Genomic DNA, 13,095 nt, shown 5'->3' on the forward strand with positions numbered 1-13,095 from the left:
TGTTCACGGGACGGCGGAGGCAAACATGACAACTGAGATTGGTGACGCGAGCAGCGGACTGAAGCTTGTGCAGCAGGCCTTCGCCGCAGGCGGATTTGCGCGCGGCATCGGCCGCACACTCGGCATCAAGGGCGAGTCCGCAGAGCAGGGCAAGGTTGTGCTGGTCGGCTCGCCGAACGAGGATCACTACAATCCGCTCGGAACGGTGCATGGCGGTTACGCAGCCACGATGCTGGACGGCGCCATCGCATTGGCAGTGCAGACCTCGCTGCCTGCGGGCACTGGTTACGCGACGCTCGATCTCAAGGTCACCTATATCCGTGCCATGACGGCCGCGTCAGGGCCGATCCGCGCCGAAGGCCGTATCATTCACATGGGGCGCAGGATGGCTGCTACGGAGGGTACACTAACCGACAAGGATGGCAGGCTTTGCGCGCATGCGACCGCGACCTGCATGATCACGGGAAAAGACTAGAGCATGATCCCGAAAACTGGATTCCGGTTTTCGCCGACAAACGAATTCGTTTGTCGAGAGATCATGCTCCAATAAAGCCTCTAACCCTTCGGCCCGAAATATACGCAGCTCTCGTTGCAGCTGTCGCGAAACACGCCGACGCGGACGACCGGAGCCTTGTCGGCGACGCGGTCCCAGATGAAGCGTGAGAGATTTTCCAGCGTCGGAATGCCGATCGCTTCGATCTTGTTGAGAAACTTGTGGTCGAGCGTCTTGCGCAGCTCATCGAGGCTGCGGTCGAGCAAGCCGAGATCCATCACCATGCCGGTCACGGGATCAGGTACGCCGCGGATGGTGACTTCGGCACGGAAGGAGTGGCCATGGATTTCCTGGCTCACTTCACCGAGCGTGGTGTGAGACAGCGCATGCGCCGCCTCGAAGCGAAACGATTTGGTCAGTTCCCACATAGGAAGTCGTCGTCCTTAGAAGTCCGGGTCCTTAGCGGATCCCAAGTGTCTTGTGTGTCTGCACGCTTAGCCGCCATTGCGGGTGGCGCAGGCAGTAGTCCACTGCGTCAGCGGTATTGCTGATGGCGTCCGGCCCGTCCATCGGCTGCAATGAGAAACGCTCGAAGGTGAGGCCTTCGAATTTTTCCGGCATCGCCTGCGCCTGCGGATAGACCAGCTTCAATTCGTGTCCGCTGTGCACCACCAGTTCCGCACCGGCCTTCGGGCTGACGCAGATCCAGTCGATGCCTTCGGGCGGCGCGACCGTGCCGTTAGTCTCGACGCCGATCTCGAAGCCGCGCGCATGCAGCGCGTCGATCAGTTCGGCGTCCACCTGCAGCAGCGGCTCGCCGCCGGTCAGCACCACATAGCGGTTATCGGAAGGGCCCACCCATTGCGCGGCGATGGTGTCGGCGAGCTGGTCGGCGGTGGGGTAACGACCGCCCAGCGTGCCGTCCATGCCGACGAAGTCGGTGTCGCAGAACTGGCAGGTGGCCTCCGCGCGGTCCTGCTCCCGGCCGGTCCAGAGGTTGCAGCCCGAGAACCGGCAGAAGACGGACGCGCGGCCGGCATGGGCGCCTTCGCCCTGCAATGTCAGGAAAATCTCTTTGACCGCGTAACTCACTGTCTTAGCTCTCTAAAACCGGCATGCCCGATCCGCCTCGGGCCACATCTCGGTTCCATATGGGGTAAGCCGCGGCTCTTAGCACGGCTAGCCGGTGGATGTCCCGGCCGATCACCGACATGTCAATTGCGATGTCCGGCGCGGGCCGCCAAAGGTCGATGACATCACGTCAAATTGTCGCACCTGGATACCATGCAGCCGTCGCTCGTCACATCCGGCAGTTCTGCCGCCGCCACACGTACGTGCGGGACCTGCACCATGTGCTGCAAGGTCTATCGCATCGACGACCTCGCCAAGCCGGCGGGCAAGTGGTGCAAGCACTGCGCGATCGCGCAGGGTTGTAAGATCTACGACAGCCGGCCGCAGCAATGCCGCGCCTTCGATTGCGTCTGGATCCAGGACAACGAGATGCCGGAATCCTGGAAGCCGGAAAACTCGAAGATCGTGTTTTCGGTCTATCCGACGACGGGCTTCATATATGGCCAGGTCGATCCCGGCACGCCTTTCGCCTGGCAGAAGGAGCCGATCCATTCCGGCCTGATCGCCTGGTCGGAGAAGCTGCTGGCAGAACGTCGCCACCTGCTGATCTTCGTCGGCGGCAATGCCACGCTGATCATGCCCACGGGGCCAGTGCCGATCGGCCCGATGTCGCCGGCGGACGGCTTCATCATCCGCGAAACCTTCACGGCGAAGGGCAAAGACTACATCGCCACGCGTGTGCCGAGCGGGCGGTAGTCAGCCGCGCGTCTGCCGCAGGGCCTCTCCCAATGCCATGGCCACCGTCATCGCCAGATTGATCGACCGCAGACTCTCACGCATGGGAATGACCACGCGGTTCTCTGCGGCGGTCGCAACCTCCTCCGGCACACCGGCACTCTCGCGGCCGAACAGCAGAATCTCATCGTCAGAATAGCGATGCTCGAGATAGGGCGTGGCGCCCTTGGTGGTGAACAGCGCTAGGCGATGACCGGCCTCGCGCCGCCAGTCCTCGAAATGCCGCCATGAATCGTGCCGGACGATCGATACCTGATCGAGATAGTCCATGCCGGCGCGGCGGAAATGGCGGTCGGAGGTCGGAAAGCCCGCCGGTTCGATAATATGCGCTTCGACATCGAGACAGGCACAGAGCCGCAGGATGGTGCCGGTGTTCTGCGGAATGTCAGGCTGGTAGAGGGCGATGCGCACGGCGGACTTTCTCCGGCCGCATCTTGATCGACGCGGCCCATGTCAGGCGATACCGCCTGACATGCAGTCGGACAAGGCCGGCGGCTCTACTCCGCCGGCGCGAGTCGCGTATTCGAACGTGCTTCCGTTGTCTCGCGTACCTTCACGCGTGCGCGGCGCTTGCGCGACCAGATCACCACGCCGGTGACTGAGAGCGCCGCCACGACCAGGCCCATCGCCGAAATCAGGATGCGGCCGGGCAGACCCAGGATTCGTCCCGAATGCATAGGGAACTGCATCTGCACGAAGATGTCCGCGGCGGTCCCGACCCAGGGCAGCTTGGCGCCGAGCGGGCGGCCGTCCTCGCTGTCGTAAAAAAGCGACGGCGGGCCGACGCCTGCGGCGCCGTGATCGTCACCAGGTTCGAAGAAGAACACCTGATACACGCCGTGTGCCGGGCCATAGAACAGCGAGCCGATCGGTGTGGTCCAGCCGCGCGCCTTGCCGTCGGCGGTGGCGCGTTCGAGGATCTGGGCCCAGGTCATCTTGGGTTCGATCGGATTATCGAGGTGACGATACTCACGCTGCTCGTAAGGCGTCGGCGTGTAGTCCGAGAACTTCTTCATCAGCGGCGAAAAGACTTCGAAATACAGGTTCAGCGAGAACGCCGTGAAGGCGATGATGAAGAGCAGGGCCCAGGTCCACAGGCTGAAGGCGCGGTGGATGTCGAAATTGATCCGGTAGGCGCTGCCCGAGGTCTTGATCATCCAGGCCGGCTTCCAGCGCGCCCAGAACCCCTTGCCGAGTTCGCGCGCGACGGCGGGAGCGGCTCCCGCCTTGACGCGTTTGCGCGACGGCAGTGTCAGATAGAATCCGATGAAGCAATCGATGGTCCAGATGATGGCGATGACGCCGAGGATGCGCATGCCCCAGCGGTCGCTGCCCCAGAATTCCGGGATGTGCATCGTGTAGTGCAGCTTGTAGAGAAACGAGACGAAGTTCTCGCGGGTCACGGGCCAGACGGCGCCCCAATAGCGGCGGCCGAGTTCCTCACCGGTGTTGGGATCGAGGAAGATCTGATTGTAATCGAGCGTGTAACGCTTGCTTGTCGTGGGATCGATCCGCGGCAGAACAAAGAACGAGAGCGACTCATTCTTTTCCGGCGTCATGTACATGTGGATCACGCGCGCGCGCGGATCGCGCTGCTCGATCAAGCCCGCGAGTTCGATCGACGGTTTGGCGGGGCCTGCGGTGGTGACATCCTTCAGCTTGCTGTTGAGAAGATCGTCAAGCTCGTGATCCCACGAGATAACCGCGCCGGTAACGCCCGAGAAAAACAGAAATGCTGCGGTGAGGAGTCCAGCCCAGCGATGCAGGCGCCCGAAGATCGATCTCATGGCGTTCCGCCCGTGTTGTTGTGGTCGCGTTTACTACCAAGTGTCGCCACTGCCGGTCGAGAGACCGGCGGTGGCGTATTGTCGCGTTTTAGGGTGATTCTAATGTTCACCAGCGATAGGTCAGCTTGGCGACGACTTTGCGCGAGTCACCGTAGAAGCAGCCATAGACGGGGCTGTAGCAGGATGAAACATAGCGGGTGTCCGCAACGTTGGTGACGTTGAGCGCGAGCCGGTAGTTCTTCTGATTATAGGCCAGCAGCGCGTCGACCACGGTGGCTCCCGGCACCTTGCTTGTGTTGGCATCGTCGGCCCAGCTATCGCCGATGTAGCGAATGCCGCCGCCGACCTGGACGCCCTCGAACAGGCCGCCTTGCATCGTGTAGTCGCTCCAGATGCCCAAGCGATTCATCGGCACGGTGGTCAGAGCCTTGCCAACATTCACCGGATCCTTGGTGACTTCGATGTCGATGTAGGAATAGGCGGCGCGGACATTGAAGCCGGCGGCGAGGGTGGCGGTGGCTTCCAGTTCGATGCCGCGCGAATTGACCTCGCCGGTTTGAATCGCCGTGAACGGCGCAACAGGCAGGAAGCGAACGACATTTTGCCGCGTCAGGTCGAATGCGGCGAGTGTGATCATCGCATTGACGCCGACCGGCTGATACTTGATGCCGACCTCATGCTGATGCGCTGTTTCCGGCGCCAGCAGGCTGCCATTGGCGATGTTCAGCACCGGCAGAAAAGATTCCGAGTAGCTGTAATAGGGCGCCACGCCGCTGTCGAAATTGTAGATCACGCCTGCACGACCGGTGAAGGCCGAGGCGTCGGTGGAGGTCGATGAACCGTCCATGTAATTGTCGTAGGTCGTCTTGGCAAAATCCTGCCGGCCACCGAGCTGGACCGAGAGCCGGCCGAGCTTGATCTGGTCCTGCGCATAGATACCAACCTGCGACTGCTTCACACGATAGTCTTCGTAGAGGGCGCCCTTGGTCCAGGTGTTGGTGTAGACGGGGTTGAAGACGTTGAGGGGATCGGCGCTGTAGCTCGTGTTGACGTCGGTCGATGTCGTGTTTCGATAGTCGATGCCGAACAGCGTGGTGTGGCTCAGGATGCCGGTGGTGAAGTGGCCCTCCAGCTGGTTGTCGACGGCGATGGAGTTGATCGTAGAGGCCGATGATCCGCCGTAGCGGTAGAGCAGTCCGGCGGCTTCGTCGAGGTAACCGCCGGCATTGATGCTGTCGGATTCGTTGTGCATCCACGAGTAGCGCAGGTTCTGCCGGAAGGTCAGGTTGTCGTTGATGTTATGCGCGAACAGGTAGCCAACCGAAGCGATCTCGTTGTTGTATCTGTTGAAGCCGGGTTCGCCGGTGTTGCGGTTGATAGGGATGATACGGCCCGCATTCGGATAGATCGTGCCGGATGCCGGCAGGAACTGCAGACCCCAGCCGTTCTTCTCCTTCTGATAATTCGCCAGCACTGTGAGTGTGGTTTCTTCGTTCGGCTTGAAGGTGACGGCCGGCGCGATGAAGACGCGGCTGTCCCTGGCGTCATCGACCTGGGTGCCGCCGTCGCGGACCAGACCGGTCAGGCGATAGAGCACTGTGCCTTCCTTGTTGGCGGGGCCGCCAAAATCGAACTCGCCCTGATAGCGGTCGAAACTGCCGCCTGACACCGAGATTTCGCCGAACTGCCGGGCGGTCGGAAGCTTGCTGACATAGTTGAGAATGCCGCCCGGCCCGCTGCCACCATACATCACCGAGGACGGCCCTTTCAGCACTTCGAGACGAGACGCGCCGAAGGGATCGAGGCTGTCGAAATGGATATAGGGCGTGCTGGGCAGCCGCAGGCCATCAAGATACAGCCCCTGCTGCGTCATGTCGAAGCCGCGGATCTGAATGCCGCCGTTGCGGGTGTCGGAACCGCCATTGACGTCGCCATTGGCGCCCGCGGTGTAGCGCAGCGCCTGAGTGAGGGTCTGTGCGTCCTGGGTCTTGATCTGGTCGGAGGTGATCACCGAGATCGATTGCGGAGTTTCCATGATCGGGGTGTCGGTCTTGGTGGCGGAGCCGCTGCGATTGGCGACGAAGCCGATCACGGGGCCGCCGGCGCGCTCACCGGCGTTGGGATTGGCTGGTGCCACCGGTGCCGCCTGCGGCGCACGGGCCGTGCGATTGGTGCGGGCAGCGCGGCTGGTCGATGCGCGCTGGGTCGGCCTGGCCGTCGCCGGACGCGTACGCTGCTGCGGCGCATCCACCGTCACTGGTGGCAGGGCAGACTGAGCGTCGGCAGCACCTGTCGGAATCGACAAAGCGAGACCGCTGACGGCGCAAAGACATAGAGCCCGCAGCATGTGCAGCCGAGTTGCCGATTCGATGGAGTGGAATGTTGTCATGACGCTGCGATGCCCCAGTTAGGCCGGCTCTACCGGTAAAATTTGGATGCTTTCGCTTTAGCGCAGGCGAAGAATGAGAACAGAATTAGGGATTTAGAACGTCTTCAAACCCGCTACTTGAGCGCGATTTGTTGCTGAAACGACGCAGAATTATTCACGATCATGAATTGTTGCTGTTTTTGCCTGACCGTCGCGCGAATCGTGGCGCGCGAGAGGTGTCCGGAAAATCGGCGGAGCGCGATCGACTGCGAATCGCGATCCTTTGTCCGCGCAAAGCCTGATGGCCGTTTCCGATAGTCACGACGTGCCGAATTATCCGCCGCGCGGAAAGGCGTTGATTCTGTGGTGCATCGCATCTTGCTTCGCCGATCGTAGGCTTGCACTGCCGCACCAAGGGTGCCAATAGAACGATTCTGGACTGCGTGTTCTGCCTGTTAGGCAAGGACTAGTAGGCCTCTGCCGCCGTGGGGAGAATCGCGGGCGTCGGTTTTTTGCTTCAGGTCAACGCAAAGACGTGACCGGGAGTGTCTAAGCCGGCTGCAGATAAGAAAGGGTTGGGATCGTGACGACAACGTCTTCGGCGGAACACACGCGCCGTGATTTCTTGTTCGTGGCCACTGGGGCAGTGGCTGCAGTGGGCGCCGCAGCCGCCGTCTGGCCGCTGATTTCTCAAATGAATCCAGATGCTTCGACCATCGCGGCGGGTGCGCCGATCGAGGTCGATCTGGCCCCCATCGCCGAGGGGCAGGACATCAAGGTGTTCTGGCGCGGCAAGCCGATCTACATCATGAACCGGACCAAGAAGCAGGTCGAAGAGGCGCGCGCCGTTCCGGTGTCGAGCCTGCCCGATCCGCAGACCGATCAGGCCCGCGTCAAGGAAGGCCACGACCAGTGGTTGGTCGTCATCGGCATCTGCACCCATCTGGGCTGCATCCCGATTGCTCACGAAGGCGCTTACGACGGCTTTTTCTGCCCCTGCCACGGCTCGGTCTACGACACTTCGGGCCGCATCCGTCAGGGTCCGGCGCCGCTCAACCTGCCGATCCCGCCTTACGCCTTCGTCTCTGACACCAAGATCAAGATCGGCTGAGCTGTCGGATCCCATCCGATCTCGCGCCGATAGTGTTTTTCTCTTCTCAGGATCGCATCATGAGCGGACCATCGACCTACCAGCCGACCAATCCCGCTTTGCAGTGGATTGAAAAGCGTCTGCCAATTATCGGCCTCGTCCATTCCTCCTTCGTTGCCTATCCGACACCGCGTAACCTGAATTACTGGTGGACGTTCGGCGGCATCCTCTCCTTCATGCTCGGCGTGCAGATCGTCACCGGCGTGATCCTGGCGATGCACTACACGCCGCATGTGGATATGGCGTTCAATTCGGTCGAGAGCATTGTCCGCGATGTGAATTACGGCTGGCTGTTGCGTTATCTGCACTCCAACGGCGCATCGATGTTCTTCATCGCCGTCTACATCCACATGCTGCGTGGCCTGTATTACGGGTCGTACAAGGCACCGCGCGAAATCCTCTGGATCCTTGGCGTGATCATCTACCTTCTGATGATGGCGACCGGTTTCATGGGCTACGTGCTGCCGTGGGGCCAGATGAGCTTCTGGGGCGCCACCGTCATCACCAACCTGTTCTCGGCGATTCCCTATGTGGGCGAGAGCATCGTGACCCTGCTGTGGGGCGGCTATTCGGTCGGCAATCCGACGCTGAACCGCTTCTTCTCGCTGCATTACCTGCTGCCCTTCGTGATCGCCGGCGTCGTCGTGCTGCACGTCTGGGCGCTGCATGTCGCCGGTCAGAACAATCCGGCCGGCGTCGAGCCGAAGACCGAGAAGGATACCGTGCCGTTCACGCCCTACGCGACCATCAAGGATGGTTTCGGCATGGTCTGCTTCATGATCTTCTACGCCTGGTTCGTGTTCTACATCCCGAACTATCTCGGCGATCCCGATAACTATATCCCGGCCAATCCGGGTGTGACGCCCGCGCACATCGTGCCGGAATGGTACTACCTGCCGTTCTACGCCATCCTGCGTTCGATTCCGAGCAAGCTCGGCGGCGTCATCGCGATGTTCTCGGCGATCATCGTGCTGGCCTTCCTGCCCTGGCTCGATACCGCCAAGACCAAGTCGTCGAAGTATCGTCCGCTGGCCAAGCAGTTCTTCTGGATGTTCGTCGTGGTGGCTGTCCTGCTCGGCTGGCTCGGCGGCAAGCCCGCGGAAGGCATCTACATCATCGCCGGCCGCGTGTTGACGTTCTGCTACTTCGCCTACTTCCTGATCGTGCTGCCGATCCTCAGCCGTATCGAAACGCCGCGCGCAGTGCCGAACTCGATCGCTGACGATGTGCTGGCCAAATACGGCAAGAAGGCAGCCTCCGCGATCGTCGCGCTGGTTCTCGCCGGTGGCCTGATGGCCGGCGGCACGCAGAGCGCCAAGGCTGCCGACGAGCATGGCGGCCCGACGCCGCCGTCTCTGAGCTGGTCATTTGCCGGCCCGTTCGGCAAGTTTGACCGCGGTGCCCTGCAGCGCGGTTACAAGGTCTACAAGGAAGTCTGCTCGACCTGTCACTCGATGAGCCTGATCCACTTCCGCAACCTCGCGGACGTGGGCGGCCCGGGCTTCTCTGCGGCTCAGGCGCTGGCAGTGGCATCCGAGATCAAGGTGCAGGACGGTCCGAACGACGCCGGCGATATGTTCGAACGTCCCGGTCGTCTCGCGGATCCATTCCCCAAGCCGTTCCCGAACGAGAACGCGGCGCGCGCGGCCAATGGCGGTGCCTATCCGCCGGACCTGTCGCTGATGGCTAAGGCCCGCAACTACGACCGCGGCTTCCCGCAATTCGTGTTCGACTTCTTCACCCAGTTCCAGGAGAAGGGCCCGAACTATATCGACGCCCTGCTGCAGGGTTACGTCGATCCGGCGCCGAAGGATTTCCAGCTGCCGCCGGGCGCGTATTACAACAAGTACTTCCCCGGCCACGCCATCAAGATGCCGAAGCCGATCTCCGACGATCAGGTGACCTATGACGACGGCACCCCGCAGAAGGTCGAGAACTACGCCAAGGACGTTTCGACCTTCCTGATGTGGACCGCGGAGCCGCATCTTGAGGCCCGCAAGCGTATTGGCTTGCAGGTGATGGTGTTCCTGATCATCTTCGCGTTCCTGATGTATTTCACGAAGAAGAAGGTCTGGGCGAACGCTCACTGAGCATCGCAAACATTCTTTCAAAAGGGCCCCCGATGGGGCCCTTTTTCGTTTTCAGCCTGTGCGCGCCCGGACCATGGATTCTCGGGGAACCGTTGACTAAGCTTCGCGCAAAGGCGGGAGACGCGGGCTCGGTGAGCGTCACGGATATCCACGCTCATCGGGGGGATGGATGGCGGGCGCGGCGATCGACGATATTCTGCTGAACATCAGTCCGGGTGGCCAGATGGCGCTCGGCATCGTGCTGGCGCTGATCATGTATGGCGTCGCGCTCGATCTTCGCGTCGCCGATTTCGTCGATGTGTTCCGACGTCCGGCGGCGCCGCTCGCGGGGCTCGCCGCGCAACTGATCCTCCTGCCGGCGGTCACATGGGCGATCACCATGGTGTTGAAGCCGCAGCCTTCCATCGCGCTTGGCATGATGGTGGTGGCGGCCTGTCCCGGCGGCAACATTTCCAACCTCATCACTCATATGGCGCGCGGCAACACGGCGCTGTCGGTGTCGATGACCGGCATCTCCAGCCTGCTTGCGTCCGTCACGACGCCGCTGAACATCCTGTTCTGGGCCGGGCTCAATCCGCAAACCGCCGCACTGCTGCGCCAGGTGAGCGTCGATCTCGTCTCGTTTATCGGATCGACCGTGCTGCTGCTCGGCGTGCCGATGGTTGCCGGTCTGCTCACGGTGCGTCATCTGCCGGGGCTGGCCGACCGTCTGCGCCGGCCGCTGCAGATCCTGTCTTTCGTGTTCCTGATCGGATTTATTTTGGCCGCAACCGTCACCAACTGGCGCTACATCTCGGTGTTCTCGACCTCGGTGCTGCCATTCGTCGTGCTGCATAACGCGATCGCCGTCGCACTCGGCTGGGGCGTCGCGAAGATCCTTGGGCTCAGCGACTACGACACCCGCGCGCTCACCATCGAAGTCAGCATGCATAATTCCGGCCTGGGGCTGGCGCTGATCCTCACGCAATTCGACGGCCTTGGCGGGGCTGCGCTGGTCGCCGCTGGCTGGGGAGTCTGGCACCTCGTCTCCGGCTGGGCGCTGGCGGCCTGGTGGAAACGGCGCGATCCACATCCGGCACGCATGGAAGGTGCTGCATGAGCGACGCGATGGCGAATAGTGGGGTGCTGATCACCGGCGCTGCTGGCTTCATCGGCAGCGCGCTGTTGCGCGAGCTGGCGCGCAGTGACGGGCCGGTGACAGCGCTCGATCTGCGCGAGGTGCCGCCACAACAGCGCCTCGACGGCGTAGCCTATGAGCACGGCGACATTCGCGATCCCGGCTTGAAGGATGTCGTCGCCCGCGTGAAACCCCGTACGGTGGTGCATCTGGCTTCGGTCGTTGCCGTCGGCGGCGACGACCGGCGCGACTATGAGATCGACGTGCTGGGCACGCGCAATGTGCTGGAAGCCTGTCTCGCGGCTGGTGTTGGCCACCTCATCGTCACCTCGAGCGGCGCGGCCTATGGCTATCACGCCGACAATCCCGTCCCGTTGCGCGAGGCCGATCCGCTGCGCGGTAACGAGGATTTCCCTTATGCGCGCAACAAGCGCGAGGTCGAGGAGATGCTGGCGCGCTGGCGTAGCGATCATCCGCAATTGCGGCAGACCGTGTTTCGTCCCTGCACGGTGCTGGGGCCAACCACGAACAACCAGATCACTGCATTGTTCGAGCGCCCTGTTGTCACCGGCCTCAGTGGCACCGCAACGCCGTTCTCGCTGATCGCCGATTCCGATGTGGTGGCGGCACTGGCGCAGGCCGTGCACACTGGCAAGGGCGGCATCTATAATCTCGCCGGCGATGGTACGCTCAGCCTGCGCGAGATTGCGCAGCTGAATGGCAAGCCGTTCATTCCAATTCCGCCCGCGGTGATGAAGGGTGCGCTGTGGTTGCTCCATGCGTTCGGGCTGACCAAGTTGACACCACAGAATGTCAAATTCATCCAGTATCGTCCGGTACTCGATAATACGCGCCTCAAGTCCGAATTCGGCTACTCACCGCAGCTCGATGCGCGCGCCGTGTTCGAACGCTATCGCGACGAGCGCCCGGAGCCGATGTCATGACTTTCCTTGTCATCGGCGCCGGTCCCGCAGGTCTTGCCGCAATCCAGAGCCTGAAAGCCGCTGGCCATGCGGTGGAAGCCGTGGAGCAGAATGCCGATGTCGGCGGGCAGTGGCTGTATGGCGCGGCGCCGAGCGCAGTCTACGCCTCGACGCATCTGATCTCGTCGAAGCGCACCACGGCCTTTGCGGATTTCCCGATGCCGGAGGACTGGCCGGCCTATCCGGGCCATCGCCAGGTGCTGGATTATCTGCAGAGCTATGCCCGGCATTTCGATCTCTATCCGCTAATCCGCTTCAACACTGGCGTGCGCAGTCTGGCGCGGCAGGGTGGCGGATGGCGCGCCGTTTTCAGCGACGGTACGGCAGCCGACTATGCCGGCGTCGTCATCGCCAATGGCCATCTCAGCGATCCCCTGATCCCCAAAACGTCAGGCACCTTTGATGGCCCACTGATGCATGCCAAGGACTACAAGACCGCCGATATCTTCACCGGCCAGCGCGTGCTGGTGGTGGGCATGGGCAATACCGGCTGCGACATTGTCGTGGATGCGATCCATCGCGCGGATAGGGTGTTGTGGAGCGTGCGCGGCGGCAATCATTTCGTGCCGAAGTTTCTCGCTGGCAACCCGGCGGACGAAGGCAATCACAAGCCGAAGCGCTTCATCATTCCGAAGAACCTGCGCTCAAGGCTGCACGAGCCGATCCTGCGCTTCATCGTCGGCGCGCCGGAGCGTTTCGGTCTGCCCAAGCCGCAGCACCGGCTCTATGACCGCACGCCGATCGTCAATTCGCTGGTGCTGCAGCATCTCGGCCAGGGCGATGTCGCCCTGCGCAAGCCGATCCGCGAATTCAGCGGCAGGTCGGTGGCCTTCGCCGATGGCCGTTCCGACGAGGTCGATCTGGTGCTGTTCGCGACCGGTTACCGGATCACGTTTCCGTTCCTGGACGATCTCCGTGCACTCGATTGGCAGGACGCGATCGGTGCGCCCAGGCTGTTCATGAACATGTTTCCGTCGGAGGATAACGGTCTGTATGTGGCCGGACTTCTCGAAGGCGCCGGCGTCGGTTGGGAGGGGCGGGCCTTGCAGGCCCGCGTGATCGCAGCCTATCTCACAGCGCGCAGTGCCCGGCCGGATGCGGCAGCAGCGCTGCGGCAGGAGATCACGCAATGGTTCGTGCAACCGCCACGGCGGGACGGCGGCGAACACGGACTGTTTGTCGATTTTCTGGCCTACAAGCGAGACCTGCAGCGCGCGCTGGCCCGGTTGAGTTGACACGTG

The 13,095-nt window shown here is 62.1% G+C and carries 12 protein-coding genes; 7 read left to right on the plus strand and 5 right to left on the minus strand.

All coding sequences use genetic code 11. The annotated features are described in order from the left end of the window. The first annotated feature begins 25 nt into the window (after window positions 1–25). The gene (locus tag AB8B20_RS24800) at window positions 26–475 is read left to right on the plus strand and encodes a PaaI family thioesterase (protein ID WP_093759607.1); all 450 of its coding nucleotides are present in this window, start codon (window positions 26–28) and stop codon (window positions 473–475) included. Window positions 476–555: 80 nt separating this feature from the next. On the opposite strand, the gene AB8B20_RS24805 is transcribed toward AB8B20_RS24800, so the two are convergent. Together AB8B20_RS24805 and queE are read right to left on the minus strand one after the other, a co-directional pair. Further along, window positions 556–921, minus strand: a complete 366-nt coding sequence (locus tag AB8B20_RS24805; protein WP_089262534.1) for a 6-pyruvoyl trahydropterin synthase family protein — start codon at window positions 919–921, stop codon at window positions 556–558. 31 nt (window positions 922–952) lie between these two features. Continuing rightward, complete coding sequence (gene queE, locus AB8B20_RS24810; protein ID WP_439073261.1) at window positions 953–1,585, minus strand: 7-carboxy-7-deazaguanine synthase; 633 nt, start codon at window positions 1,583–1,585, stop codon at window positions 953–955. Window positions 1,586–1,777: 192 nt separating this feature from the next. Here queE and AB8B20_RS24815 point away from each other — a divergent pair, with 192 nt between their 5' ends. Beyond that, window positions 1,778–2,320: a hypothetical protein gene (locus tag AB8B20_RS24815; protein ID WP_115031234.1), complete on the plus strand. Its 543-nt coding sequence runs from the start codon at window positions 1,778–1,780 to the stop codon at window positions 2,318–2,320. On the opposite strand, the gene AB8B20_RS24820 is transcribed toward AB8B20_RS24815, so the two are convergent. From AB8B20_RS24820 to AB8B20_RS24830, 3 genes are all read right to left on the minus strand, one after another. Next, window positions 2,321–2,770, minus strand: a complete 450-nt coding sequence (locus AB8B20_RS24820; protein ID WP_439073260.1) for a tRNA (cytidine(34)-2'-O)-methyltransferase — start codon at window positions 2,768–2,770, stop codon at window positions 2,321–2,323. It abuts the gene before it with no gap. Between the two features lie 86 nt (window positions 2,771–2,856). After that, complete coding sequence (locus tag AB8B20_RS24825; protein ID WP_439073259.1) at window positions 2,857–4,146, minus strand: PepSY-associated TM helix domain-containing protein; 1,290 nt, start codon at window positions 4,144–4,146, stop codon at window positions 2,857–2,859. A gap of 106 nt (window positions 4,147–4,252) precedes the next feature. Beyond that, entirely contained in the window at window positions 4,253–6,535 is a 2,283-nt protein-coding gene (locus AB8B20_RS24830) for a TonB-dependent siderophore receptor (RefSeq protein WP_439073258.1), read from the minus strand. Window positions 6,536–7,097: 562 nt separating this feature from the next. On the opposite strand from AB8B20_RS24830, the gene petA reads away from it, so the two are divergent. The 5 genes from petA (at window position 7,098) to AB8B20_RS24855 (ending at window position 13,089) form a co-directional block, all read left to right on the plus strand. Then, window positions 7,098–7,625: a ubiquinol-cytochrome c reductase iron-sulfur subunit gene (petA, locus tag AB8B20_RS24835; protein ID WP_068733107.1), complete on the plus strand. Its 528-nt coding sequence runs from the start codon at window positions 7,098–7,100 to the stop codon at window positions 7,623–7,625. 59 nt (window positions 7,626–7,684) lie between these two features. Next, entirely contained in the window at window positions 7,685–9,754 is a 2,070-nt protein-coding gene (locus AB8B20_RS24840) for a cytochrome c1 (protein ID WP_439073257.1), read from the plus strand. Window positions 9,755–9,923: 169 nt separating this feature from the next. Beyond that, window positions 9,924–10,853 (plus strand): bile acid:sodium symporter family protein, encoded by a 930-nt coding sequence (locus AB8B20_RS24845; protein ID WP_439073256.1) that lies wholly within the window; start codon window positions 9,924–9,926, stop codon window positions 10,851–10,853. Continuing rightward, complete coding sequence (locus AB8B20_RS24850) at window positions 10,850–11,815, plus strand: SDR family oxidoreductase (protein WP_439073255.1); 966 nt, start codon at window positions 10,850–10,852, stop codon at window positions 11,813–11,815. Before AB8B20_RS24845 ends, AB8B20_RS24850 begins: the two co-directional genes overlap by 4 nt. Continuing rightward, window positions 11,812–13,089, plus strand: a complete 1,278-nt coding sequence (locus AB8B20_RS24855; protein ID WP_439073254.1) for a flavin-containing monooxygenase — start codon at window positions 11,812–11,814, stop codon at window positions 13,087–13,089. Before AB8B20_RS24850 ends, AB8B20_RS24855 begins: the two co-directional genes overlap by 4 nt. Window positions 13,090–13,095 lie beyond the last annotated feature (6 nt).

The sequence above is a fragment of the Tardiphaga sp. 866_E4_N1_4 genome, assembly GCF_052076075.1.
GTDB lineage: Bacteria > Pseudomonadota > Alphaproteobacteria > Rhizobiales > Xanthobacteraceae > Tardiphaga > Tardiphaga robiniae.

Excerpts from the sequence above, each read along its gene's own strand:
- AB8B20_RS24830 (WP_439073258.1), bottom strand. The coding sequence starts at position 6,535 with ATGACAACATTCCACTCCATCGAATCGGCAACTCGGCTGCACATGCTG.
- AB8B20_RS24825 (WP_439073259.1), bottom strand. The coding sequence starts at position 4,146 with ATGAGATCGATCTTCGGGCGCCTGCATCGCTGGGCTGGACTCCTCACC.
- AB8B20_RS24805 (WP_089262534.1), bottom strand. The coding sequence starts at position 921 with ATGTGGGAACTGACCAAATCGTTTCGCTTCGAGGCGGCGCATGCGCTG.
- AB8B20_RS24850 (WP_439073255.1), top strand. The coding sequence starts at position 10,850 with ATGAGCGACGCGATGGCGAATAGTGGGGTGCTGATCACCGGCGCTGCT.
- AB8B20_RS24800 (WP_093759607.1), top strand. The coding sequence starts at position 26 with ATGACAACTGAGATTGGTGACGCGAGCAGCGGACTGAAGCTTGTGCAG.
- AB8B20_RS24855 (WP_439073254.1), top strand. The coding sequence starts at position 11,812 with ATGACTTTCCTTGTCATCGGCGCCGGTCCCGCAGGTCTTGCCGCAATC.
- AB8B20_RS24840 (WP_439073257.1), top strand. The coding sequence starts at position 7,685 with ATGAGCGGACCATCGACCTACCAGCCGACCAATCCCGCTTTGCAGTGG.
- AB8B20_RS24845 (WP_439073256.1), top strand. The coding sequence starts at position 9,924 with ATGGCGGGCGCGGCGATCGACGATATTCTGCTGAACATCAGTCCGGGT.
- AB8B20_RS24815 (WP_115031234.1), top strand. The coding sequence starts at position 1,778 with ATGCAGCCGTCGCTCGTCACATCCGGCAGTTCTGCCGCCGCCACACGT.